This is a genomic window from Streptomyces sp. NL15-2K, assembly GCF_030551255.1.
Taxonomy (GTDB): domain Bacteria; phylum Actinomycetota; class Actinomycetes; order Streptomycetales; family Streptomycetaceae; genus Streptomyces.
In genome coordinates this window covers 9,547,077-9,572,311 of sequence record NZ_CP130630.1, presented here as the reverse complement: position 1 = coordinate 9,572,311, position 25,235 = coordinate 9,547,077, and the positions used below count along the sequence as shown (strand labels likewise).

16 protein-coding genes are annotated in these 25,235 nt (G+C 68.7%); 6 read left to right on the top strand and 10 right to left on the bottom strand.

The features are described from left to right. Positions 1-31: 31 nt before the first annotated feature. The 3 genes from Q4V64_RS42685 to Q4V64_RS42675 are packed head-to-tail and all read right to left on the bottom strand — an operon-like array spanning position 32 to position 2,687. Positions 32-1,411, bottom strand: a complete 1,380-nt coding sequence (locus Q4V64_RS42685; RefSeq protein WP_124444604.1) for a PfaD family polyunsaturated fatty acid/polyketide biosynthesis protein — start codon at positions 1,409-1,411, stop codon at positions 32-34. Beyond that, the gene (locus tag Q4V64_RS42680) at positions 1,408-2,166 is read right to left on the bottom strand and encodes a 4'-phosphopantetheinyl transferase superfamily protein (RefSeq protein ID WP_172629539.1); all 759 of its coding nucleotides are present in this window, start codon (positions 2,164-2,166) and stop codon (positions 1,408-1,410) included. The genes Q4V64_RS42685 and Q4V64_RS42680 overlap by 4 nt, the downstream gene beginning before the upstream one ends. Next, positions 2,163-2,687 carry a hypothetical protein gene (locus Q4V64_RS42675; protein ID WP_172629538.1) on the bottom strand — a complete coding sequence of 175 codons (525 nt, stop codon included), beginning with the start codon at positions 2,685-2,687 and terminating at the stop codon, positions 2,163-2,165. Before Q4V64_RS42675 ends, Q4V64_RS42680 begins: the two co-directional genes overlap by 4 nt. A 238-nt stretch (positions 2,688-2,925) precedes the next feature. Between Q4V64_RS42675 and Q4V64_RS42670 the strand changes: the two genes are divergently transcribed. After that, positions 2,926-4,824: a BTAD domain-containing putative transcriptional regulator gene (locus Q4V64_RS42670; protein ID WP_124444602.1), complete on the top strand. Its 1,899-nt coding sequence runs from the start codon at positions 2,926-2,928 to the stop codon at positions 4,822-4,824. A 578-nt stretch (positions 4,825-5,402) separates the two neighbouring features. Here the strand turns inward: Q4V64_RS42670 and Q4V64_RS42665 are convergent. The 5 genes from Q4V64_RS42665 to Q4V64_RS42645 form a co-directional block, all read right to left on the bottom strand. Then, positions 5,403-6,599 (bottom strand): ROK family transcriptional regulator, encoded by a 1,197-nt coding sequence (locus tag Q4V64_RS42665; protein WP_124444601.1) that lies wholly within the window; start codon positions 6,597-6,599, stop codon positions 5,403-5,405. A gap of 276 nt (positions 6,600-6,875) precedes the next feature. After that, a complete protein-coding gene (locus Q4V64_RS42660; RefSeq protein ID WP_124444600.1) occupies positions 6,876-7,748 on the bottom strand; it encodes a carbohydrate ABC transporter permease in 873 nt (290 codons plus the stop codon). Beyond that, positions 7,745-8,779, bottom strand: a complete 1,035-nt coding sequence (locus tag Q4V64_RS42655) for a sugar ABC transporter permease (RefSeq protein WP_124444599.1) — start codon at positions 8,777-8,779, stop codon at positions 7,745-7,747. The genes Q4V64_RS42660 and Q4V64_RS42655 overlap by 4 nt, the downstream gene beginning before the upstream one ends. A gap of 73 nt (positions 8,780-8,852) precedes the next feature. Continuing rightward, complete coding sequence (locus Q4V64_RS42650; RefSeq protein WP_124444598.1) at positions 8,853-10,133, bottom strand: extracellular solute-binding protein; 1,281 nt, start codon at positions 10,131-10,133, stop codon at positions 8,853-8,855. 397 nt (positions 10,134-10,530) lie between these two features. After that, positions 10,531-11,826, bottom strand: coding sequence for a DUF1479 domain-containing protein (locus Q4V64_RS42645; protein ID WP_124444597.1), 1,296 nt, complete (start codon positions 11,824-11,826; stop codon positions 10,531-10,533). Positions 11,827-12,245: 419 nt separating this feature from the next. Here Q4V64_RS42645 and Q4V64_RS42640 point away from each other — a divergent pair, with 419 nt between their 5' ends. From Q4V64_RS42640 to Q4V64_RS42625, 4 genes are all read left to right on the top strand, one after another. Further along, positions 12,246-15,239: a Tn3 family transposase gene (locus Q4V64_RS42640; protein ID WP_124444596.1), complete on the top strand. Its 2,994-nt coding sequence runs from the start codon at positions 12,246-12,248 to the stop codon at positions 15,237-15,239. Positions 15,240-15,423: 184 nt separating this feature from the next. Further along, positions 15,424-15,897, top strand: coding sequence for a hypothetical protein (locus Q4V64_RS42635; protein WP_124444595.1), 474 nt, complete (start codon positions 15,424-15,426; stop codon positions 15,895-15,897). 146 nt (positions 15,898-16,043) lie between these two features. Continuing rightward, complete coding sequence (gene fxsT / locus Q4V64_RS42630) at positions 16,044-19,292, top strand: FxSxx-COOH system tetratricopeptide repeat protein (protein WP_216377702.1); 3,249 nt, start codon at positions 16,044-16,046, stop codon at positions 19,290-19,292. Between the two features lie 232 nt (positions 19,293-19,524). Continuing rightward, positions 19,525-20,466 (top strand): recombinase family protein, encoded by a 942-nt coding sequence (locus Q4V64_RS42625; protein ID WP_124444592.1) that lies wholly within the window; start codon positions 19,525-19,527, stop codon positions 20,464-20,466. A gap of 197 nt (positions 20,467-20,663) precedes the next feature. Here Q4V64_RS42625 and Q4V64_RS42620 read toward each other — a convergent pair whose 3' ends face one another. Continuing rightward, positions 20,664-20,996, bottom strand: coding sequence for a hypothetical protein (locus tag Q4V64_RS42620; protein WP_124444591.1), 333 nt, complete (start codon positions 20,994-20,996; stop codon positions 20,664-20,666). A 359-nt stretch (positions 20,997-21,355) separates the two neighbouring features. Beyond that, a complete protein-coding gene (locus Q4V64_RS42615) occupies positions 21,356-22,336 on the bottom strand; it encodes a helix-turn-helix domain-containing protein (RefSeq protein ID WP_172629536.1) in 981 nt (326 codons plus the stop codon). Between the two features lie 189 nt (positions 22,337-22,525). Here Q4V64_RS42615 and lanKC point away from each other — a divergent pair, with 189 nt between their 5' ends. Further along, positions 22,526-25,219 (top strand): class III lanthionine synthetase LanKC, encoded by a 2,694-nt coding sequence (gene lanKC, locus Q4V64_RS42610; protein ID WP_124444589.1) that lies wholly within the window; start codon positions 22,526-22,528, stop codon positions 25,217-25,219. The last annotated feature ends 16 nt before the right edge of the window (positions 25,220-25,235 follow it).

Below are 25,235 nucleotides of genomic sequence, written 5' to 3'. Positions count from 1 at the left end.
TGGACGGCCGGGCGGCGCGGGGCAACCACGTTCATTTCGCGGCGAGTCGGGCCAGCCGACGGTGGAGCAGCGTCGCGGCGTCGGCCATCAGCAGGTCGGCGAGTGTGTCCGGGTGCCGGGCGCGCCAGTTCTCCAGCGAGGTGCCGGCGACGTACCCGTTGAGCGCTCCCATGGCGGGCCCGCAGGCCACCTGGTAGTCCACCCGCCGCTCGCTCGTTCCGGCCATCGCCAGCCGTGTGGAGTGCACGAAGTACCACTTGAAGACCAGTGCCATCCGGTGTTTGGGGTCGCCTTCGGCACGGGCCAGTTCGAGGGGGTTCCGGGTGGCGTAGTGGGCTGCGGTCTCCTGCCAGATCTCCTCGAAGCTGCGCCGGAAGAAGCGTTCCTGGAGCTGTCGGCGGGTGGGGGCGTCGATGGCCTCCAGGGAGTCGTACCGCCGGTAGAGCTCGTAGAGCTTGTTGGCACGGGCGGGGAAGAGGAGCCCCTTTCCGAGCACCTGTGCCCTGGCGCCGATCTCCAGCATGTCGCCGGCCGGGACCATGGCGGTGTCCTGCACGCCGGCGGCCTGGAGGAGGTCCTTGACGTCGTCGGCGGTTCCCGCCTCCACGGTGCACTGGTTGATGCTTCCGGTCAGCACGAAGTCGGCGCCCAGCAGGAAGGCCGCGGCGGCCGCGTCCGGCGTACCGATGCCACCGGCGGCGCCGACGCACACCGTCCGCCCCACCGGTGCACGGTCCCGCATGCGGACGATCTCGGGCAGCAGGGTGATGAGCTGCCGCTGGTCGGTGTGGCCGCCCGAGTCCCCCTCGACACAGAGGTCGTCGGCCATCGGCACGTGCGGTGCCAGGGCCGCCTCTTCCACGCCGATGGCGGCCGAGGCGGCGAGCGAGGAGACCAGATGGGCCGGCGCGGACGTGAGGAACGACCGGGCGGCTTCGGGCCGGGAGACCTTGCCCATGACGGAGTTCGGCACGACAACGGAACCGTCAGCGGCCCGGTGCACGCCGCTCAGCCGGTAGCGGACCAGGGCCGCGCTCGGCTGGATGAAGGCGGCGGCCTCCACGCGCCGTACCCGCCGCGCGAGGAAGAGGTCGACCGCCGTCTCCTCGCGGCGCGGGTCCTCGGGATTGGCCAGCAGATTCATGCCGTACGGGCCGTCCGGGCCCACGGCACCGCGGATGTGCCCGATCGCCTCGTCGATGTGTTCCGGCCGCAGGCCTCCGGTGCCGAAGTAGCCGAGGAGGCCGGCCCGGCCCATCCGCCCGACGAGCGCGGCGGACGCGATGCCCTTGTACATCGAGCCGGTGACGTACGCGAGGCGCACACCGTGGCGACGGCGGAACTCCGCGCTGCCGAGCGCCTCGGCGGGCTGCCGGACTCCGGCGGGTGCGAACCCGTCCAGGGTGGTCATGTCTCCCGTACTCCTCGGATAGGCACGGCGGTCGTGGGACCCGCGGCGCGCACGCACAGGGCGGCGCGGAAGCCCGCTGGGGCGTCGAGGCAGTGGCACGTCCAGAGCTCCGGCGCGGGCACGGCGACGCTCCGGCCCAGCGACGGCCGGCCGTTCCTCCAGGAGAAGTCCACGTCGGCGAACGGAAGGCGCAGTCCGACGCCCATGGCCTTGGCCAGGGCCTCCTTGAGTGCCCACAGCTGGATGAACTCGGACTGCCGCCGCTCGTCGGGCAGGGCGGCCAGCCTTGTCAGTTCGTCAGGGGAGAGGCAGTTGCGCAGCAACGCCCGCGGTCCGTCCGCTCCCCGTTGTCGTTCGACGTCCACCCCGACCCTTCGCCCCGTCGAGACCGCGACCAGACAGGTGCCCGCCGAGTGGGAGAGGCTGAACTCCCGGACATCGCCGAAGCGATGGGCGATCCGGGGTCTGCCGTACTGCTCCTCGGTGAAGTCCCAGCTCTGCGGCGGTACGGACGTGCCTGTCGACAGGGCGAGCCGAAGCAGCCAGTGGGCGAGGACGTACTCGTTCCGGTCGGCCTGGCGCAGGAAGCGGTTTGCGCGCTGCCGTTCCCGGTCGGAGAGGACACGGAACCGGTCCCGGCCGGCCTCCTCCTCCGCCGTCACCGGGAGTTGGGCGAGGCTCAGTACTACATCGGGTTCGGGTGAGGGCAGTTCCTGGATCGACTGCCGTTGCGGGCGGTCCTGGACCCCCGTCACGAGGCCTTGGCCGCGGCCTTTTCCTGGGCCGCGTAGCTGGCGAGCAGCTCCGGGACCTCCTTGGCGATGAAGCCGAAGAGGTGCTGGGTGCGGTCCAGGCGCTGCCGCCGCTCCGGGTCCTCGTCCTTGAGGGTGTCCTGGGCGTCGCGCAGGATCCGGTCGAACTCCGGGATGTTGGCGAAGACATCGAGGACGGCGTTGGGCCAGGACTCGTTGTTCATGAAGAGCGCGTATTCGTCGGTCCCGGGGACATCCCTGCGGAGCACCACATGGGCGGGGACGAGTTGGTCGGCGACCCGGTCGATCGCCTCACGGGTGGTACCGAGACGGGCCATCAGTTCGGCGGTCGTCTGCTCGATCGGGTCACTGATGATCAGCCATCCGATGACGCGTCCGCGCTCATGCGGCATGCCGTCGTTCTGCCAGTAGTAGTCGGCGACTCCGTTGACGATGATGCGCTCGGCGTCGGTGAGGCCGGGCAGCTCTGCGTCTTCGTTTCCGCCGGTCGGATCGGTACCCATGGGTGTCCGCCAATCTTGTCGGGCAGTCGGCCCGTGTCGGCCTCTGGTGACTTCTGGTCGGGTAGACGCATGCTGCCTGACGGATATTGAGCAAATCTGTCAGGAATCTGCAATGGCCGGTGACATACCCTCGCCCCACCCCTGGGGCCATGGCCTCCTACCGTGACGGCTCGGTCACGTGTTGAGATGAGCGGCGTGGTTTTGGCAAGCTCCGCCATCTACCGATGAAGGAACATCTGTGTCTCATGCCGTGAGCTTCAACCTGCTCGGAGCCATGACCGCGCATCAGGGGGACTTACAGATCGGGCTCGGCCCTGCGAAGCAGCAGTGCGTCCTGGCTGCCCTGCTGATCGACGCGAACCGGGTCATCCCCTTGGACGCGCTGCTCGACCGTGTATGGCACGAGGACCTTCCGCCCACCGGCAGAGCGGTTCTGTACAGCTACGTCGCACGCATCCGCCGGCTGCTGCCCTCGGCCGGGCAGGACGGTGAGGGAACCGACATGCCCGCCATCGTCCGCCTGTCGGGCGGCTACATGGCCCGGGTCTATCCGTCGCAGGTCGACCTGCACCGTTTCCGCAGCCTCGTCGTCTCCGCCCGCAGCCGCGCGTCCGATCCCGCGGCCGCCGGTGAGCGCTACCGTGCCGCGCTGGGGCTCTGGCGTGGCGAACCGCTGCTCGGTCTCACCGGCCGCTGGGTGGAGGCGGTCCGGGAATCCCTCGCCGCCGAGCGAACTGCGGCGCTGATGGAATGCCATGCGGCGGAACTGCGCGCCGGGCACCATTTCACCCTGCTGCCGGAGTTGGAGGACGTCGCCAAGGGCCGCCCCTACGACGAGGTCTCGCTGCGAAACCTGATGACGGCCCTGCACCGCAGTGGTCGCAGCGCCGAGGCCTTGACCCGCTACGACCGCACCCGCCGGCAGCTCTCCGAAGAGCTGGGCATCGACCCGAGCCCGGCCACTCAGGAGCTGTACCAGGAGTTACTCCGGGCGACCGACACGCACGGCCTCGACGTGGTCGGAGGTACGGCGCCGCGCGAACCGGCCGTCCGGCCACGCCCGGCCGTCCGGCCACGCCCGATCACCCGGCCCGCTCAATTGCCGCCGCTCTGCCGCGCGTTCACGGGACGCGACAAGGAACTGCGCTTTCTTGACACGGTATTGACGCGGTCGCCGTACGAATCCGGACAGTCCGGCACCGTTCTCCTGGAAGGCATGGCAGGAATCGGCAAGACCGCCCTCGCCCTCCAGTGGTCGCACCGCGCCCGCGAGCGGTTTCCCGACGGGCAGTTGTACCTGGACCTGCACGGCAGCGATCCGCGCCGGCCTCCGCTGTCCCCCGCGGCCGCCCTCCAGCGCTGTCTGCGGCAATTGGGCATTCCCGTCTCGCTCATCCAGCGAGACGTGGACGAGGCGTCGGCACTGTGGCGTTCAGTCGTCGCCGACCAGCGGCTGCTCCTGGTGCTCGACGACGCCGCCTCCGCCGACCAGGTCGAACCGCTGCTGCCCGGCGGCCGCGGCTGCGCCACCCTCATCACGAGCCGAAGACGCCTCGACCGCCTGACACTCCGCCACGAGGTTCACCCACTGACCATACCGAGCCTGCCTTCCGACAAGGCCATCGATCTGCTCACGGCTCTCGTCGGACCGTCACGGACGGACGCGGAACCCGAGGCCGCCGCGCTGCTGGCGGAGGCCTGCGGAGGGCTCCCCTTTGCCTTCCAGGTGCTCGCCATCCGGCTGCAGCGCCGCCCCCAGGAGCCGCTGTCCGCCACGGTGGCCCAGCTCGACCGCACCTCTCCCCTGGACCTGCTCCAGACCGGCACCTCCGGCTCCACCTCGGTCCGTGCGCTGCTGGACACGTCCGTCAAGGCCCTGCCCAACAAGGCACGGCTCGCCTTCCCCAGTCTGGGGATGCTGTCGGCCGCCCCCTTCCGGGCGGAGGAGTTCGCCGCGCACGCGAAGTGCACGCCCCTGGAGGCGCAGGACATCCTGAGCGCCCTCGCCGAGGAGCACCTGCTGGACGGCAGCGGTTCACACCGGTACACGGCCAACGTCCTGGTCCGCTGCTACGCGGTGGAGCAGGGCGACCGGCAGAACACGTCGTCGCCCGTCACCCCGGGCAGAGCAGCCTGACACCGCGACACCGTCCGGACCACGGAACGTCGCGTGGGCCCGCTTCCTGGTGCGGGGCAAGGAAGCGCACGGACCGCGTGCCCAGCACTCCTTCAGATGCCGTGGGCCGCGAAGGCGATGAACGTGTCATGTTCCTGCCACCAACAGGGAGGGACCCAAGATCAGGACCGGGGCGTCTTCTGGCCCGTCAAAGCGGTATTGCAGGGTGTTCGGTGGTGTCTCGCTCACCCGTCTGCCGGTCCCAACCTAACGGCTCTTGTCCCTCTCGCGACGACATGCCCGGCACTGCCGGAACCCTCGGGATCTCCCCAACCAACGGCTTGAACACGACACGGTGAACGAGTTGCGTCTCTCCCTGGCAGGAGACGGTGCCGTAGCCGGACGGGCCCTCCTGATCACAGCTACCGGTCCACAGCCGGCGGCCGGACTCCGGGGGACTCCCCGGCGTCGTCGAGGAGGGTGCGGTCCCTGTCGGTGACGATCAGTCAAATGTCGGCGGGCTGGTTCACGAACGAGGGCACGGCGGGGTCGGGCTCGTACGAGGAGAAGGGCATGGTGTCCTGTTCGTCCGTGCGGCCTCAGGTCTCCTGGGCACGGGTGCGCAGGTCGGCGCGGGCGCGGCGCAGGGCGACGGCGAGGGCGCCGCGCAGAGGGGCTGCGTCGCCCAGAGCGCCGGCCTCGATGGGCGGGGGCAGGGGCGCGAGGGCGTTCACCGCCGCGCGGACGGGTTCGAGCAGGGCGGGGTGGCTGCCGATGGGGCCGCCGAGGAGGACGAGTTCGGGGTCGACGACCGCGCAGACAGTGGCGATCGCCTCGCCGATGGTGCGGCCCTCCTCTTCGACGACGGCGCGTGCCTCGGCATCGCCCTCGTCGGCGCGCCGGAGGACCTCACGGGCGACGGCCACGGAATCCAGACCCTCGGTCGTTGACAGCTGCTGCGCGCGGAACCCCGCCGCCACGGCACGGGCGAAGCCGTGCCGGACCTGGGTGCCGGGGGGCTGGGAGCTGACGCTGAGGTAGCCGATCTCACCGGCCACCCCGCGCGCGCCCCGGATGAGCCGGTCGCCGATGACCAGCCCCATGCCCATGCCGGCGCCGATGAAGACGTAGGCGAAGCTGTCGGCGTCACGTCCCGCGCCGTGCCAACGCTCGGCCACGGCGGCGAGGTTGACGTCGTTCTCCACCAGCAGCGGGGCGTCGGTCAGACCGGCCAGGGCTTCCTGGGGCTGGAAGACGCCCTCCGGGTAGGGGGTGTCCTCCAGCGGGATCACCGCGGAGGTCGTCGGATCGACGGGGTTGGCGACGGACACCCCGATGGTCAGGGGCTTTCCGTGACCGACGGTTCCCTGGCCGATCGCCCCGATGATGATCGAGCGCAACTGCCTGGCGATGTGGTCCGGGTCGCGCGGCTGAGCGGGCTGGTGCGTGCTCTCCAGGAACGGGCGGCCGAAGAGGTCGGCGGCGCACAGCCTGATCTCGTTCTGATGGAGGTCGACAGCGACGACGAAACCCGCGTCGGCGGCCACCTGGTAGTAAGTACCGACCCTCCCCTGCCGGCCGCGCTGTTCCCCGGCAGGCAACAGCAGCTTCATCTCCTCCAGACGGCGTACCGACTCCGAGACGGTGGTCTTGGAGATGCCCGTCCGCTGCGCGATCTCCGCGCGGGTGATGGGCGCCTGCTCGAACACGGTGTCCAGCACGATCTGGTCGGTCAGCTCGCGCAGCAGAGTCATGCTGGGTAGAGCCGCACCTGCCAGCTCTCGACGGATCTCCATCCCACCTCTTTGTCGTCAGACCCTCTTGCCGCCACATGTCGTCGCTGTTACCTTACCGCCCAATATCTAGTAAGGCCCCCTTCCTAACTAGAGGTGGTGCCAGACCGCTCAATGGCCAAGACGTGGCCTCGGTGTGGCGGCCAGGGCCTCTTCATGAACGGCCTTGGGGCACAGCCTCTCGCACCAGTTGATCGGCCAGAGGTGCCCTGCGCCGCGAACCCATGTGGCTGCCTGCGCGAGAGGGCGCCGCACCGGGCGACGCCTCCCGCACCTGGGTCATTTGACGGAACCGGCGGTCAGGCCACGTACGAAGAAGCGGCCCAACAGGATGTAGACGACGGCGGTGGGGACGGCGGCCAGGAGCGCGCCGGCCATGACGGTGTTCCACTGGACGGAGAAGTTCCCGGCAAGGTTGTTCAGCGCCACTGTGACGGGCTGCTGGGTGGGGTCGGGGACGACGGTGATGCCGAAGAGGAAGTCGTTCCAGACATTGGTGAACTGGAAGATGCCGCACACCACGAACCCGGGCAGCGACAGCGGCAGGATCAGCCGTCCGAAGATGGCCACCCTGCTGGCACCGTCGACCTGGGCGGCCTCGATGATCTCGTCGGGTATCCCGCTGTAGTAATTGCGGAAGATCAGTGTGGTGATGGGAATTCCGTAGATGATGTGGACCAGGGTGAGGCCCGGCAGAGTGCCGTACAGCTCGGCGCTCTGCAGGAAGCGCACCAGGGGTACGAGGATCACCTGGTACGGGATGAACATGCCCAGCAGCATCGCGGCGAACAGCACGTTGGAGCCACGGAAGGGGAACTTCGCCAGGACGAAGCCGTTGAGGGCGCCGATGACGGAGGAGACCACGGTGGCCGGGATCACCACCTGGAGGCTGTTGCGCAGGTTCGGCCCCAGTTTCGCCCAGGCGTCCTGAAGACCGCTGAAGTCGATGCTCCTGGGCAGTTCCCACATGTGCGCGGCGTCGGCCTGGACGGGCGGCTTCATCCCGGCCGTGACCATCACGTAGACCGGGACCAGGAACAGCACGGCGAGCGCGACGAGCGCGAAGGTGCCCGACAACGGTCCTGCTCCCGGGCGGCGGCTGCCGGACGGGCGGCGGGCGGGGGAAGCGGGGAGAACGGCTCGCAGACTCATGACTTCTTCTCCCGGAGAACGCTGCGGTAGAGGTACGGCACCATGACGGCTGCCACCAGCAGGAGCATCACCACGGCGGCAGCGGCGCCGCTGTTGTAGCGCAGGGCCCGAAACGTCTGGTCGAAGACGAAGATGCCGGGAACGTCGGTGGCGAAGCCCGGCCCCTGGCCGGACATGGCGTAGACGAGGTCGAACGACTTGAGGCTGACGTGGCCCAGCAGAATGAGCACGACCACGATCATCGGGCGCAGCCAGGGCAGCACGATGTGCCAGTGGTAGCGCCAGGTGCCGGCGCCGTCGAGCGAGGCGGCTTCCCGCAGTTCTTCGGGCATGGTGCTCAGCGCGGCGAGGAAGTTGGCCATGGCGAAGCCGGCGAGCTGCCAGGACGCGGCGATGACGATCGGGATGACGGCCAGCGGGATGCCCATCTCGACCTGGATGAAGTCCCCGCCCGGGATGACCTTTTCGAGGGCTGCGGAGACGTCACCCGCCACAGTCGGATCAGTGATCCATTTGGGGCCGTGTTCGATGCCCAGCTTGTCCAGGATCAGATTCGCGCCGGTGGACGGAGTGAAGATCCACCGCCACACCACGCCGGTCACGATGAAGGACAGCGAATACGGGAAGAGGAAGATCGCCCTGAACACCGCTCGCCCTGCCAGGGCGTTGTGCACCAGCAGCGCGAGCACGAGCCCGACGAGGACGGCCAGGGCGAGGAAGAGCACCGTGAACACGGCGACATTGCGCAGGTCAGCTTGGAAGCGCGCGGTATGGAGCAGATCCTCGTACGTCTGCCCGAACGGCTCGCGGGTCGACAGGTTCGGCTGGAGTCCCTGCCATTGGGACAGGGAGACGCGGACCGAGTATCCGATGAAGCCGTAGACGAAGATCCCGATCAGGAGCAAGCTGGGTGCCAGAACGGCGATGGAGAAGGCATGGCGGCGCACGAACGACAGCCGGGCCGGGCGTCTTGGCTCCTTCGCCGCACGAAGCGCCGGCGCGGCGGGCCGGGGCCGGGTCAGTACCGGCATGAGTACCTCCTGGGGGGAGCGGCGGGGCGCAAGGTGGGCACGCCCCACCGCCTCGAACTTGCTCGGACCGGGCTCAGGAACGGGCCGCCGAGGCCAGGGCCTCGACGAAGGAGCCGGTGTCCTTGGACTGGACGAACTGGGTGACGGCGTCGTAGAAGGACTGCTGGAACTGCGGGCTCATGGCCTCGCCGTGCACGATCGACTGCACGAGCTGGTCGCCGCGGAACGAGGCGGCGGCCTCCTTCTGGTAGGCGGGGAGGGAGTCGGTCGGCACGTCGGTGCGCACCGGCGTCGAGCCCTTCTCCTTGCTGAAGGCCAGCTGGACGTCCTTCGAGCTGATCGCGGAGGCCCACTTCAGCCCGAGGTCCCGGTGCTTGGCGTTCTCGGCGACGACGAAGGTGTCGACCACCAGGACGAACGAGCCGTTGGTGCCGGGCTCCGGCACGTAGCCGAAGTCGGTGCCGTCCTTCGCGCCGTCCTTGACCAACTCGCCGTAGGCCCAGTCACCCATGCTCATGACCGCGCACTCGCCGGAGGCGAGCCGCTTGGTGGCCTGGTCCCAGGACAGGGCTGCCGCGTCCGGGTCGGCGTAGGGCAACATCTTCGAGAAGAGCGTGGCGGCCTGCTTGACCTTGGGGCTCGTCCATGAGGTCTTGCCGGCGACCAGGTCGTTCCAGCCGTCCGGGCCGATCTCGCCGAGCAGGGTGTTCTCGAACAACTGGGCCGTGGCGAAGGCATCCTTGGCTCCCAGGCACAGGGGCGTGACACCCTTGTCCTTGAGCTTGCCGAGCGCCTGGACGAACTGCTCCGGAGTGGTGGACTCCGACAGCTGAACCCCCGCCTCGGCGAGGAGCTTCTTGTTGAACCACAGGACGTTGCCGCGGTGTGCCCCGGTGGAGACGCCGTAGATCTTGCCGTTCTTGCTCACCGACTCGACGAGTTCGGCCGGAACGACCTTGGAGAGCCCGTCCTTCTCGTATACCGAGGAAAGGTCGGCGAGGATGTTGGAGTCGATGTACTGCCCGATCGCCTTGCCCGGATGGGTCTGCCAGGTGTCCGGCGGGTTGTTGCCCTGAAGACGGGTCTGCAGGATGGCCTGGGCGTTGCCGCCACCGCCTCCCGCCACCGCTCCGTTGACGACCTTGACGCCGGGGTTGGTGGCCGTGAAGCCGGCGGTGAGCTGCTTGAGCGCGGCGTCCTCCGAACCGGAGGTCCACCAGGAGAAGACCTCCAGCTGCTTGGCGTCCGATCCGTTCCCGGTGGACGTGCTGTCGCCGCCGCCACACGCGGAGACGGTGAGCAGCGCCCCGGTCACGGCGATGACGAACGGATACCTGGTTCTACGGACTCGCATGCGGTTCTCCTTCGAACTCGCGCTCCACGCGTGGTGCGGGAGTGGAACATCTGGACCGTGGGGGGAGGAAGGCAGGCAGAGGCAGGCAGGCAGGGACTCACCTAGCGGGTCGCGCGGTGGTTTCAGGGGTTTTGAGATGCCTCAACCCCTCCCGGAGCTCAATTAGTTAGGGAGGGGGGCTTACCAAATATTTCACGCCAAGGTAACAGCGACGACTTCAGCCAACAAGAGACGAACCCAAGATCCTTTAGCGCTCGACACGAGGCACCGCGAACCTGGGGCGGACGGGCGCATGCGCTGCAGGCCCTGGCGCTCGACGAGCCCAGGACCTGCAGCTTTCATGTGCACCGTTGGTGCGCCCAGGAGGCCTATGGACGGGAGCCTTGGTCGCCCCGGCTCAGTCCAGACCCAGCCCCCGGCGGCCGGTGTCGTTGAGCTGGTCGAGGGTGAAGCGGCCGGTCCAGGAACGCTCGTAGTGCTCCTCCGGGAAGTCGCTCGGGCTGGAACCGGTGACGAACGCTTCCCGCACGTGCGCGGCGTACTGCTCGTTGCGCGGGCACCAGGGCGCGGCGGGGATGTACATGACATTGCCCCAGCCCTTCTGATCCTTGACCGGCGCGACGCTGTGGATCATGTCGCAGTGCCACCACACCGAGTCTCCGGGCCGCACGTCCGGGATGCCCGTGAGGGCCTCCATGAGCAGGGGGTGCCACTTCTCGTTCGCCGGGAAGGCCTGGTTGACGGTGACGCCGCACATGTCGCCCTCGGGCACGTCCGAGAGCAGCGGGCGCAGCATGAGGTAGGCCATGGCCTCGGGGATCGGGACCGTGTGCAGCACACCCTGGTCGTGCCGCATCTCCGACAGCGCGGTCCACCCCTGGAAGGTGCGGAAGACGGAGCACATGGTTGAGCCCGGATACTGCGGGCCCTCAGTGCGGTGGGCGGCGTCCCAAGGGTCGTACTGTTCGACGGTGCCGTCGAAGAGGTGCCGGAACGCCTTCTGGTAGGCCTCGGTCATCCACAGGTCCAGCGTGCCGGGGTCGCAATGCGTGCCCAGGCCACCGGAGTCGGCGCCCGGCGGGCGGCGGCGGATACGGTCGGGATACAGGGCATCGCGTTCGGGGTCGAACCACCGCATCCCGTCCGACTCGTGCTTCCAGTAGGAGTTCAGGAAGGACTGCACGCGCGCCATCCGGTCGCTCTGCCGGGACTCCATCTGCGGCTGGGACCAGTAGATCGGGTAGATCTCGGGCCTGGAGCCGACGCTGCCGAAGAAGTCGTCGGCGGGGCCGGCGTAGCTCTCGAAGAACCTGTTCCGCTCGACGTAGTCGACGATGTCCGCGTCCCACGCCGTGGCCTGCTCACGGGGGAAGTGGCCGCGCACCACGAGACAGCCGCGCTTCTTCAGCTTCGCCATCTGCTGCGGGGTCACCGTGCCGTCTTCGATGTCGGCGTAATCGATGACCGGCCAGACGTTCTCGCCGCGCTCCTTCTCGGCCTTGATCTCGGCCACGCGGGCGGCGACCCGCCGCTCCACGACGGCGAAGACCTCCTCCACACTCCGGCCGGACGCCTCTATGCGGGCCCGCAGAGCGGTCTTGATCTCACGGATCGCGGCAGGCAGGTCTTCCGGAATGGTCTCCCAGTGGGGCAGGGCCTCGGCGGCCTGTTCCCGATCGGCGCTGACAGTCATGCTGAACCTCTTTGGTCAGGATCCCTAACTTACCAAAGAAGGTAACATCACGTTCCCAGCTTTAGACAAGCCTCCTGACTAACCTTTCGGGTGACGTGCCGACGGAACCGCTTGAGCCCAGCGACGACGACCCATGGGGATGCGGTGTGACGGATCATCGGTGTCCCCGCGGGCTTTGGAACCTCGGCGATCCTGGGCCGACCGTCAGCGGACGCCGACCGCCCCGCCCGCCGCCGCTGTCACAACGCGGGAAGTCCCCGGCTCGGGGCCCCGATTCGGCCCCGGACTCCCAGCTCTGTCCCCAGGGGAAAAGTAACTGGCGGGTAGCTTTCGGATAGTCAGATGACCCGTTTCCTCGCTCTCCGGCGCCTCGTTGGGCCGTCCGAATGAAGCCCGGGCAGGCGAGGGAAGGGGCGGGTGTGCAGCAAGAGTGGTCGCCGGAAGAGCTGTTGGCGAGCTGGACGCTGGTGGACGGTGACTGGGACCTGGTGGCGAACAAGACCGGGGCGACGCGGCTCGGCTTCAGTCTGCTGTTGAAGTTCTTCGAGCTGGAGGGCCGGTTCCCGGACCTTCTGGAGGAGGTTCCACAGGCTGCGGTGGAGTACGTCGCCGGGCTGGTGAAGGTGCCGACGGCCGAGTTCGCGAAGTACGACCTGACCAGCCGGTCGGCGAAGAACCACCGCAAGCAGATCCGCGAGACGCTGAAGTTCCGGCCCGCCACCCGGGCCGACGAGGAGAAGCTGATTGCGTGGCTGGCCGCGGAGGTGTGCCCGGTCGAGCTGGTGGAGGACCGGCTGCGCGAGGCCCTGCTGGTGGAGTGCCGGGCCAGGACGATCGAGCCTCCGGGGCGCATCGACCGCATCGTCACCGCGGCCCAGACCCGGGCGGAGAAGACGTTCTGCGCACGGACCATCGAGCGCCTGGGCGACGTCGGGGTGGCCTGGCTGCTGGAGCTGGTGGCCGACGGCAACGAGGACGGCGCCGCGCTGCTGGCGCTGCTCAAGCGTGACCCGGGCGCGGTCGGCCTGGAGTCGCTGCTGACGGAGATCACCAAGCTGAACGACGTGCGGAAACTCGGGCTGCCCGAGGGGTTGTTCGCGGACTGTTCGGAGAAGCTGCTGGCCGCGTGGCGGGCGCGGGCGATCAAGATGTACCCCTCGGACTTCCGTGACACCGCCGAGGACGTGCGGATCACGCTGCTCGCGGCGCTGTGTTCGTCCCGGCAGGCGGAGATCACCGATGCCCTGGGGGACCTGCTGATTGCCCTGGTGCAGAAGATCAATGCCCGTGCGGAGCGGCGGGTGGAGAGGCAGCTGACGGCGGAGTTGAAGAAGGTCCGCGGCAAGGAGGGCATCCTCTTCCGGCTCGCGGATGCGGCGATCGGCAAGCCGGACGAGATCGTGCGTACGGCTCTGTATCCGGTGGTCGGGGAGAAGACGCTGCGCGACCTGGTCGCCGAGGCGAAGGCGAACGAGAAGGTCTTCAAGGCCAAGGTCCGCACCATGCTGCGCTCGTCGTACAGCAACTACTACCGGCAGATGCTGCCGCCGCTGCTGCGGACGCTGGGCTTCAGGTGCAACAACACCGCCTACCGGCCGGTGATGGACGCGCTCGCGCTGCTGGAGATGTACGCCGACGTCGATGGCAAGATGCGCTTCTACGACGCCGGCGACACGGTGCCGATGGACGGCGTCGTACGCAAGGACTGGCGCGAGGCCGTCGTGGACGACAAGGGCAAGGTCGAGCGGATCCCGTACGAGCTGTGTGTCCTGGTCGCGCTGCGGGACGCGATCCGCCGGCGTGAGATCTACATCGAGGGCGGCCTGCGCTGGCGCAACCCGGAGGACGACCTACCCGGCGACTTTGAGGCCACCCGCACCGTGCACTACGCGGCGATCCGCCAGCCCACGGACCCCGAGGCGTTCATCACCGACCTGAAGCGGCGGATGACGGATGCTCTGGACCGGCTGTCCGGGGCGCTCGCGGACGGTACGGCGGGCGGGGTGAAGGTCACCACCCGGCACGGAGAACCGTGGATCAAGGTTCCGAAGCTGGAGAAGCTGGACGAGCCCACCGGGCTCCAGGCGCTCAAGGACGAGGTCGTACGCCGCTGGGGCGTGCTCGATCTGCTGGACGTGCTCAAGAACGCCGACTTCCTCATCGGCTTCACCGACGAGTTCGCCTCGGTCGCCGCCTACGAGCGCATCGACCGGGCCGTCCTCCAGCGCCGTCTGTTGCTCGCGCTGTTCGCGCTGGGCACGAACATGGGGATCCGCGCGATCGTGGCGACCGGCGAGCACGGCGAGAGCGAGGCGGCGCTGCGGCATGTGCGCCGGCACTTCATCACCGTCGACAACCTGCGGGCCGCCGTGCGTAAGCTGGTGAACGCCACCTTCGCTGCTCGGGATGCCGACTGGTGGGGGCAGGGCACCGCGTGCGCGAGTGACAGCAAGAAGTTCGGGTCTTGGTCCAGCAACTTCATGACCGAGTACCACGCCCGCTACGGCGGCAACGGCGTGATGATCTACTGGCACGTCGAGAAGAAGAACGTCTGCATCTACTCCCAGCTCAAGAGCTGTTCGTCGTCCGAGGTCGCGGCGATGATCGAGGGCCTGCTGCGGCACTGCACGGACGCCGAGATCGAGTCGAACTACGTCGACACGCACGGCGCTTCCGTGGTCGGGTTCGCCTTCACCGAGCTGCTCAACTTCCGTCTGCTACCCCGGCTGAAGAACATCGGCAGCATCCGCCTGTACCGCCCGGACGACGCCCCACCCGGCTGGCCCGCGCTCGGCGGCTCGCTGTCGACCCGGGCTATCAAGTGGGACCTGATCGCCCAGCAGTACGACCAGATGGTCAAGTACGCCACCGCGCTACGGCTTGGGACCGCGGAGGCCGAGCAGGTGCTGCGCCGCTTCACCCGCGGCGGCCCGAAGCACCCCACCTACCAGGCACTCGAAGAGCTGGGGCGCGCGGTCCGCACGATCTTCGCCTGCGACTACCTGGCCAGCCCTGACCTGCGCCGGGAGATTCATGGCGGGCTCCAGGTCGTGGAGAACTGGAACAGCGCGAACACCGTGCTGCACTACGGCAAGGACGGCGCCCTGACCGGCCCGGACAAGGAACACGCCGAGACCTCGATGCTCGCGCTGCACCTGCTCCAGTCCAGCCTCGTCCACGTCAACACCCTGCTGCTCCAGCAGGTTCTCGCCGAACCGGCCTGGGCGAAGAAGCTCACCGTCGAGGACCGGCGCGGGCTGACCGCCTTGTTCTGGTCGAACATCAACCCGTACGGCACGTTTCGGCTGGAGATGGACAAGCGGCTCGACTTCGCCCTGCCCACGGTGCCCAATCCTCGTACATTGGCCAGCACCGCTGGCCAACTGGCAATGGAGTTCCGCCATGCCCTGTGAACCTCGGCATGGACGCCCGGCTGAATCTCACCCCAAGATACGGTGCCCGGCCCCCGTGGCACGGCCGCCCTCTTGACGGAACCAGGGACAACAGCAGCGCGTGTCTGATGGAGTGATGTGCTGAAGGCACTGGTGTGGTGCGTGCCCCAGTTCCGGACTTGATCTCTCAGGGGGAAGGGCGAGGATGCTGTCGGAGGCAATGGCCGCGCTGGCCGCGGCGGGAGGCACTGCGGTGGTGCAGGCCGCAGGCACAGACGCATGGACAGAGATGCGCCAGCAGGTGGCCCGTTGGTTCGGCCGGGGAAATCCACAGCGTGAGCACGCCGAGCTGGAGCGCCTCGATCAGACCGCGGCCGAGCTGGAGGCGGCGCGGCCGGCCGAGGTGGAGCGGGTGCGTATCCGTCAGGAGGCAGCGTGGCAGGGCCGGATCGAGGCCCTGCTGGAAAGTCTGGAGGACATCGAGCGGGCCCGGGTCGTGGATGAGCTGCGCACCCTGCTGGCCCAGCAGACCTCCCACCGCAGCGTGTCGGCCGGCCAGAGCGGTCTGGCCGTGGGCGGGGACGTGCATGTCCGGGCTGACCACGGGTCCGCGGCCGCTGTGAGCATGGGGAATGTGACACTGGGAAACCCTTCCCAGCCGGGTCCGCACCAGGACTGAGCGCACCCGGTACCGTCTCGGCCGCGCCAACTCACAACTTCGGCAGCGTCTTCGCCGACCATGGCAGTATCGCCGTCGGCTACGCCGGGCAAGTCCACCACCACGCTGCGCCCCGCACACCGGCCGCCTGGCCGCACCAAGTCGGCGTGCTCCCACCCCGGGCCCAGTCGTTCCAGCACCGGGCCGAGGTCGACCAGTTGCGGGCGGCGGTCGACAGCGGGGGTACTGCGGTGCTCAGCCAGGTACTGACCGGGACCGGCGGGGTGGGCAAGACGCAGCTGGCTGCCGATTACGCCCGCACCGCCTGGGACAGCGGCGGGGTCGACGTACTGGTGTGGATCAGCGCGAGCAGCCGCTCAGCGATCATGGCCGGTTACGCGCAGGCTGGTGTGGAGGTCCTTGCCGTCGACCCCAGCGACCCTGAGCAGGCCGCGCGGGCGTTCCTGGCCTGGCTGGAGCCGAAGGCCGGACAGAAGCCGTGCCGGTGGCTGGTCGTACTGGACGACGTCGCGGATCCGGCCGATATGCGCGGCTGGTGGCCGCCTACCAGCCCGCGCGGCCGTGTCCTGGTCACCACGCGCCGCCGCGAGGCCGCCCTGACTGGCGCCGGCCGACGCCTGGTGACCGTGGGCTTGTTTACCCCCCAGGATGCCGCCGCCTATTTCACCGCCGTACTCGCCGCACACGAGCGCCACGAGCCCACCGACCAGATCAACAGTCTCGCCGCCGACCTGGGACATCTGCCTCTCGCCTTGGCCCAGGCCGCCGCCTACATCATCGACACCAACATCACCTGCGCCCGCTACCGCCGTCTGCTGGCCGACCGGCTCAGGAAACTGGCCGACCTGCTCCCCGAACCCAGCGCCCTGCCCGACGACCAAGCCGTCACGGTGGCGGCCACCTGGTCCCTGTCCATCGAACACGCCGACCGGCTCCGCCCCGCCGGCCTGGCCCGCCCCATGCTCCAACTCGCCGCGATGCTTGACCCCAACGGCATCCCCAGCGATGTCCTGACCAGCCGGCCCGCCCTCGCCCACCTCACCCGCCACCGCACCCTCGACACCCAGCAGCCAATCCCCGCGACAACCGAGGACGCTGCAGGCGCGCTGCACGCCCTGCACCGGCTCAGCCTGGTCACCTACGCGCCAGGCCAGCCTGTTCAGGTCCACGGGCTGGTGCAGCGTAGTGTGCGCGAGCAGCTTCCGCCGGAACTGCTGGCCCGGACCGTCCGGGCGGCGGCCGACGCCCTGCTCCAGGCGTGGCCACAGACGGATCGTGACTTCGCCACCGGTCAGCGGTTCCGCGCCAACACCGAGGCGCTGCGGTCCCATGACGAGCACCTGCTGTGGTCGGACCACGATGTGCACGAGGTCCTGCTCCGGTTAGGCCGGAGTCTCGGCCGTGCGGGGCTCTACCAGGCATCAACGGACCACTACCGGCAGCTCGCGGCCACCTCCGCGCAAAGGTACGGCGCCGGCTACCCCCGCACCCTCGCCTGCCGCGGCAGCTCCCTCGCTTTCCTGAAGGTCACCGCAAGCCCCGCAGAGGCCGTGGCGGCGTACACGGAGCTGGCCGCGGACTGCGCCCGCCTGGTCGGACCGGACGACCCCACCACCCTCGACGCCCGCGGCGAGCTTGCCGCCGCCCGGGGCAGCGGGGGCGACCTGGCCGGTGCGCTGGCCGACTACGAAGAACTGCTCGTCGACCACCGGCGCGTCGTGGGCCCACACCTCCGCGACACCCTCTCGGTCCGCTCCCGGATCGCCTCCCTACACGGCGATAGGGGAGACGCGCCGCGCGCCGCAGCCCTGTACGAGGAGCTGCTCGGCGACTGCCGGACGTACCTTGGGCCCCTCGACGACATGACCCTGGACGTACGCATGAAGCTCGCGCGCCTGCAGGGTGAGGCGGGCGACCCTGCCGGGGCCCGCGATCGGCTCGGGGAGCTGCTGGACGAGCATCTGGCGGCGTTCGGCCGCGACGACCACCGCACCCTGGTGGTGCGGCACGAGCTGGCCGAGTGGCGTGCCGCCGCCGGCGACCCAGCCGGAGCCGCCGCCGAGCTGGCGGACATGATCGACGACGCCGTGCGGATCCTGGGCGCCCACCACATCGACGTCTCCCGTGCCCGCTACTCCCTGGGGCTGCTGCGCAACGAGGCGGGAGACGCCAACGCGGCACCGGCCGGCATAGACGAGTCGGCCCGCTTGCTGGAGCAGACATTCGGACCTGACCACCCGCTTGTCATCGGCCTCCGCGGCTTCCTCCGGATGTGGCAGCACGGCCTTGTGGAGAGCGATCCGGTCGCCGCCGCCGAGGCCCTGAAGGAGATGGTTGCCGCCCTGCGCCCCGTCTGGGGCCCCGACCACCCCGAGGCACTGTTCTGGCGCAGCATCCTCCTCAGGATCGAGGGCGTGATCGGCGACCCGGGACAGACAGCCGAGGCGTTCGCCGCGCTGCTCGCCGACTGCCGACGGGCCCTGGGCCCCGAGCACCCCCTCACCCTGGCAACCCGCGCGGAGCTGGCCGACTGGCGCGGCGAGGCAGGCGACCACTCCAGGGCGGTCGCCGACCTCCGCGACCTGCAGGAAGACATGGCCCGGGTACTGGGCACGCACCACCCAGAGACCCTGAGCGCCCGTAAGCTGCTTGCCGAGAAGCTGCACGCAGCGGGCGACACGGCCGCGGCCCTCAGGGCATACGAGGACCTGATCACCGTGCACCGCCGGGTGCTGGGCCCGGACCACCAGGACACCCTCCGGCTGCGCAGCGCCCTTGCCGACTGCCGCTCCCACGACGCGGAGGCGGACACGATGATCCCGGTCTATCAAGAGCTGATCGCTGACTATACGCGCGCCCTTGGCCCCGACCATCCGCGTACGCTCGACATGCGCGGCCGCCTGCTCGACTGCCGGGCGGAGGCGGGCGACCCGGCCGGGGCGGCCGCGGAGTGCCGCGAGCTGCTCCGCGACTACCAGCGGCTCATGCCGCCCGACCACGTCGAGACCCTTCCCGTCCGCGCCACCTACGCCCAGCTGCTCGCGGACAGCGCAGACTTCACCGGGTCAGCCACCGCGTACGAGGAACTGCTGCCGACGGCCCTGCGGATCTGGGGCCCCGACCACCTCGGCTCGCTGATGTTCCGCGGCTGCCTGGCCGAGGCGCGGGCCCGGCGCGACCGCGCCCCGACCGACGGCCTCGTCGCCTTCGCCGCGCTCTTCGATGACTGCCTGCGCGTCCTGGGCCCCGACCACTACATCACCGAGGCCACCCGAGCCTTCCGGGACGCCCTGTGCCAAAGTGACTCGGCACTCCCGGCCACCACGTACAACAAGCTGCTGGACCAATACGCGAAAGCCGAGCGCTCCGGTCGCGCGATGCCCACCGCGGGGTGATCCCGTCTGCGGAGCTCGGCAGCCGGTCTCGCTGAGGTTCGGCTCGAACGGCCTTCGTCGTTCGCCAATGGCGTCTGCAAACGATCGTTTGCCGACAGGCGGCCGACGCGTCCAATGAACCCGTGCAACCCGGGGGCTCACGGCGGCCCGAATCCAATCAGATCCGATGGTGATTGCTGACAGGGTTTGACGACAGATAGGGTCCAATCCTCCGTACGGAAGGGGCCCACGAGTGGCGAACCTGGTCTACAAGCGGGTCTCGACCGACCAGCAGTCGACCGCCCGGCAGGACCTCGTCCTGGACGAGGCCGGGATCGAGGACCCGGTCGTCTTCAAGGAGGACCCCGGCACCTCCAGCCGCCTCCACCCGCTCCAGCGCCCGAAGTTCCGTGAACTGCTCACCTATGCCCGGCCCGGCGACACCGTGCACATCTCCGAGATGTTCCGCCTCGTCCGCGGCACTGGACACATCCTCGACGTGCTCGACGTCCTCCACACCGGCCGCCTCGCGCTGCGCATCCACGACGGCGCGTTCTCCGCGATGGACCTCACCGCCCGCCACCCGCGCACCGGCGAGCTGCTGTCCACCGTGAAGTTCATGGTGCAGACCCTCGCCGCCGCCGGCGAACTCCAGCGCGACCTCCAGCGGGAACTGACCTACGACGGACTACGGGCCGCCGAGGCCAAGGGCAACAAGGGCGGACGCCGACCGGCCGTCACGGCCGCGAAAGCCGCCGCCGTGCGCGCCGCGTACCTCGGCGGCCAGTCCATCGCCGCCCTGGCCCGCACGCACCACGTCAGCCGTGGCGCCATCCGTACGGCCGTCGCCGACCTCATGTCCGAGCACACCGCCGACGTCCACGAGGACGTTCCGGCCCCGGAACTGCCGGTCACCCTCGACATGCCGGGCAAGGTCGCCGACTTCCTCCGCGCCGCCGAGCTGGACGACGCCGAGCGGGCCGCGCTCGACCAGGGCGTGGCCGTACGGCGCGGTCAGGGCTACACCCTGCGCGTCAGCGCCGCGCCCGCGGTCCACCGCCAGCTCCTCGCCCGTTGCCAGCCCCTCGACGGCACCCCCAACGCCCCGGCGATCCCGGCACAGCGCAAGGCCCGCCGCGAGTACGAGAACCGCGTCAGCGCCCTCGTCGACCCGCGGCCTGAGCATCACTCGTAGCTACTTTGCCCCTGGGGACAGAGCTGGGAGTCCGGGGCCGATTCCACCTGCGCGGCCGGCTCAGGCCCGGTCGCCCACTCCGCTACGTCAACGGAATGCGCGGCCAAGTCGACGAACTGGCCCTTTACCCCGTCACCGACGACGGGTGACCGAAGCTGATATCCAGGCGTTCTTCGACGGCACCGGGCCCCCGCCCTTCAACACGCCCGATGGCTGGGCACCCCGCTGCTCTCCCCGGGCCGGGAGGCAACCCTCACCCCTCCCCTCGCCGTCGCCCTGCGCCGCGCCCGCGCCGACCTGCGCACCCGTGCCCAGGAGACCTGAGGCCGCACGGACGAACAGGACACCATGCCCTTCTCCTCGTACGAGCCCGACCCCGCCGTGCCCTCGTTCGTGAACCAGCCCGCCGACATTTGACTGATCGTCACCGACAGGGACGCCACCCTCCTCGACGACGCAGGGGAGTCCCCCCGCATCGAGCGGACCCGGCCCTGGACATCGGCGTTCACCACCAGCTGGAGCAGGCTCACCCACCTTCCGGCCGCCACCCGACTACGGGATCTCCGCCCCGACAAGGACCAGGAAGGAGGACAACCCGCAGTCTCCGAGCCCGTGGAACCCGGCGCACCCCGCGGCGTCACGCGACGGCCCGTCCAGGAACGGCAGGGGAAGTTGCGGGCGAACCGCCGGACCGATCAGCGACCGAACCCCGCTGATGAATCGAGGTCAACTCAGGGTGAAACAGACACCGCCGATGCTTCTGCATTCACCCCGCCATCCATCCGGGACTGACCGGCCTCACCCCAACGAGCCGCACAATGCAAGCCAGTTCACGTACGACACGCACCCGAAAACTGCGAAACACGAGGGGTGCCTGGGGGCCGGCCCCTCACGGGCCGCAGCGCCTACTCGTACGCGCGAGCCGGAAGTCCGAAGGCGTGACCCCGTACGCCTTGCGAAAGGCGCGGCTGAAGTCAGCCGCGTGACGGAAACCCCATCGGGCAGCGATAGCGCTGATGGGGTGCGTGGCCAGGTGAGGAGCGGTGAGGTCGTAGCATGCGCGTTCCAGTCGTTGCTGCCGTATCGAGGCGGCCACCGTGATGCCGCGCTGCTGGAAGAGGCGTTGAAGGTGACGGCGCGAGATGTGGTGTTCGGCGGCGATCTGCGCGGGAGTCAACTCAGGGTCCTCCAGATGCCGCTGGATGAAATCCTGGACACGGATGAACAGGCTGTCGTGGGCCCCCTCTGACGTGGCGTCCTCGCTTGCATGCGCACCGAGCACCCCGGCGAGGAGTTCCAGCAGAACGCCGGAGAGCCGGTGCGCCTGCGCGGCGGAGAAGCTGCCGGGGTGGCGTAAGAGGTCGACGAGCAAGCGCGACAGTGTCAGGCCGAACACGTTGTGCTGCCGCAGGGGCGTGACCATCAGCGAGTCCATCAGGTCGGTTGGCAGTGGGACCAGCTCCTTGGGGATCTGGAGCCGCAGGGCCACCGGGGATGAGGGCACCACATCGGGATGCTGGTGGGCGCGAGGGACGTCGGCGTGGAGCACGTGGGGACAGGAGGTGTCGGCCAGGAACATGTCGCCGGGTGTGAAGACTCTGGAACGGGTCGAGTTCCCCAACCTCAGTTCGCCTTGCAGAGGGAGCACGAGGTGGTACTGGTCCGGGTCGACCGCAGATGGCGTGCCCACCGCTGCCGCCGACGGCTGGGCTAATCGGAGGAGTCTGAGGGCACCGAGGTCGAGCCTGTCGGTCAGCGCGTGGAGGTGCTCGGGAGAGTCGATGGCCAGATGGGACGGCCAGGGCATCGAGTTGATCTCGTCGTCCCACTGATCGAACTGCTCGGATGTGGGCAGCTCATCGATACTCAATCGCTCAGCTTGCATGTGTTACACCTTCCCCCGAATTGATGGCGTAGACCAGATGACTGTACCTGGCGCATACCGTCAAGGAGAAGTCCCGCTCTGCTAAGGACTACGTCTCGACGCCTTGGCAGACTCACTGATGTCGCCGATGGAGACTATCCGGAATCTGCTGCTACGGAACGGGGGGTTGATCCAATGGATCTCCGTTATCCGGCTTACTGTGTGGCCAGCCCAAGATTTTACGAGACCCCGGAACGGGTATCTCCGGATGAGGGTTGGGTGGACTATGGAAGCCATATTGAAGCGCCGTCCGGATGGCGTCGCTCGATCGATGAACAGTGGGTCCGAATCCAGCCTCCACTTGGAACCCCGGAACTTCCCGTGCAGGGCTGGAAGATACATGTTTCCAGCACTCCGGAAAATGCCATCGAAACCCTGAAGAAGGTGGCCGATCACTGCTTCAAGTACACGCTCCACTTCAAGTTCCTTCCGCACTCCCTGGTCATGCAGGCGAGAAGCGCGAAGTACGCGCCCCGTGAGGCCAGCGGAAAGTTCATCACCGTCTACACCCGGAGCCCCGCGGAGCTGCGCAGAACGCTGGAAGACCTTGATCAGGAGATCGGCGGCTGGCCGGGACCGTACATTCTCAGCGACCTGCGCTGGAATGAGGGGCCGTTGTACATTCGGTACGGAGCCTTCATACTCCGGTTCGCCCACGTGGACGACGGTACCCAGATCCCTGCGATCGAACGGCCCGACGGGGTGCTGGTGGCAGATCACCGCGAGCCGCGCTTCGTTCTCCCCGAATGGGTCGAGGTTCCGGACTTCCTCGCGGAAACGGTCCGTCCGCGAATGTCCGGTGAGCGGCCCCCGGAATTTCCGTACGACGTACTCGGAGTTCTTCATTTCTCCAACGGCGGCGGCGTCTACCGAGCCCGTCGGCTCCGAGATGGAACGGAAGTTGTCCTCAAGGAAGGCCGGCCCTATGCGGGGCTGGACCGCACCGGCGAGGACGCGACTGCGCGGCTGCGGACGGAATACGCGGTCCTGTCCGATCTGCAGGGACTTCCTGGGATTCCGCAGGTCTTCGATTATCACACCCTGGGTGGGCATGAGTTCTTGGCCATGGAACATGTCTACGGCCAATCCTTGCAGAGCTGGGTCGCACAGAACTACCTCTTCCTTTCGGGGACCGGTGACGGGAATGAGACCCAGGAGTACCGGGACTCGGTGGACGTCATCATGGATCAGCTGGAGCAGGCGGTACGGAACGTCCACGAGAGGGGGTATGTGTTCAACGACTTGCATCCGGGTAACGTCATGATTGACGAGGATCTGAACATCTCGTTGATCGATTTCGAAGCCGTGCGACGGCAAAGTGATGCTGGGCCGCGACCACTCGGCGTTCCCGGATTCGTCGCACCCGACTCCTTACGTGGATTTCAGGCCGATCGCTACTCGCTCAACGCCATCCGCTTGTGTCTGTACTTTCCGCTGATCTCGCTCCTCGCGCTGTGCCCGGCCAAGGCGGCCATGTTCATCGACACGGCTCGGGACCGTCTGGAGCTGGATGAGGACGTGGTGACGGAGCTGCGCCGTTCCCTTGCGGCTCCCGGCCCGGCTCAGTCAGGCTTGCGACCCGCCCACCCGGAGCTGGCCTTCACCACGGCGGCCGGCCCCTGGCACCTCCAGGAGAGGGCGCTCCAGGCGTCGATCCGCCGTACGGCCACACCGGACCGGGAAGACCGGCTCTTCCCAGGAGACATCAATCAGTTCTTCCACGGCGGCGGAGGAATCGCTTTCGGTGCCGCCGGGGTGATCGACGCCCTGCACACCGCGGGAGTCACCGAACTCGACCCGTACGTCGACTGGCTGGAGCACGACATTCTTACCAGCCGTGTCCCCCGGCTGGGGCTGTACGACGGAGCGGCCGGAATCTGCCGGGTCCTGCACCGGATGGGCCGTGCGGATACCGCGTTCGGGATCTACGACAAGGTGGCGGAGGAGAGCGCGGGGCTGTCCGGGACGAAGTTGTTCGACGGTCTGTCCGGAATCGGACTGACGAGCCTGGACTTCTATCGTCGCTCGGCGGAGCCCCGCTTCCTCGACCACGCCGTCCGCGCCGCGGCCGTCGTCGAGGAGGCCGTCGACTCCGGGAGGTTCGCCGTGGGTGCGGGCTCCCTCTCCGCCGACTCGCTGCTCAGGGACCGGAACGGAAACGCCGTCGAGAACTTCTGGGGCGGACTGCTGTACGGCTGGTCGGGACTGGCTCTCTTCATGATCCGGGTGTACGAGGTCACCGGCGAAGAACGCTGGCGGCGAGCGGCCGTTGCCGCCCTGCACCGGGACCTGGACGAATGCGAGGCCATGCCGGACGGCACCCTCCAGGTCAAGAACGGGGCCCGGGTGCTGCCCTATCTCGCGACGGGCAGCGCGGGTGTGGCCGTGGTAGGTGACCTGCTCCTCCATCACGTGAGCGATGAGCGTATCGAGGGTGCCCTGCCGGATCTGAGCCTCGCCTGTGTCACCGAGTTCAGCATCGGAGCGGGACTGTTCAACGGGAGAACCGGGCTGATCGGCGCGCTGCACCAGGTGAAGCACCGCCTCGACTGGCCCGATGTGGACAAGCGCGTCGACGAGGGCGTGGCATCCCTCAACCTCCACGCGCTGTCCGACGAGTTCGGCCTCATCTTCCCCGGTGAGCAGAATCTCCGCGCCTCCTCAGACCTGGGCACGGGATCGGCTGGCGTGCTCCAGCTCATCAACGTACTCGCGGGGAGAACCAGCGAACTGCTGCCGTTCCTCGGCCCCGAGCCGTGGACGCCTCCCCACCGTGACCCCTCGGCCACCGCGGCCGGCGTCGGAATCACCACATCCGAGCACCGCTGACCGCACCTCGCGGCCC

Excerpts from the sequence above, each read along its gene's own strand:
- Q4V64_RS42675 (WP_172629538.1), bottom strand. The coding sequence starts at position 2,687 with ATGGGTACCGATCCGACCGGCGGAAACGAAGACGCAGAGCTGCCCGGC.
- Q4V64_RS42650 (WP_124444598.1), bottom strand. The coding sequence starts at position 10,133 with ATGCGAGTCCGTAGAACCAGGTATCCGTTCGTCATCGCCGTGACCGGG.
- Q4V64_RS42665 (WP_124444601.1), bottom strand. The coding sequence starts at position 6,599 with ATGGAGATCCGTCGAGAGCTGGCAGGTGCGGCTCTACCCAGCATGACT.
- lanKC (WP_124444589.1), top strand. The coding sequence starts at position 22,526 with ATGGATCTCCGTTATCCGGCTTACTGTGTGGCCAGCCCAAGATTTTAC.
- Q4V64_RS42660 (WP_124444600.1), bottom strand. The coding sequence starts at position 7,748 with ATGAGTCTGCGAGCCGTTCTCCCCGCTTCCCCCGCCCGCCGCCCGTCC.
- Q4V64_RS42655 (WP_124444599.1), bottom strand. The coding sequence starts at position 8,779 with ATGCCGGTACTGACCCGGCCCCGGCCCGCCGCGCCGGCGCTTCGTGCG.
- Q4V64_RS42685 (WP_124444604.1), bottom strand. The coding sequence starts at position 1,411 with ATGACCACCCTGGACGGGTTCGCACCCGCCGGAGTCCGGCAGCCCGCC.
- Q4V64_RS42635 (WP_124444595.1), top strand. The coding sequence starts at position 15,424 with ATGCTGTCGGAGGCAATGGCCGCGCTGGCCGCGGCGGGAGGCACTGCG.
- Q4V64_RS42645 (WP_124444597.1), bottom strand. The coding sequence starts at position 11,826 with ATGACTGTCAGCGCCGATCGGGAACAGGCCGCCGAGGCCCTGCCCCAC.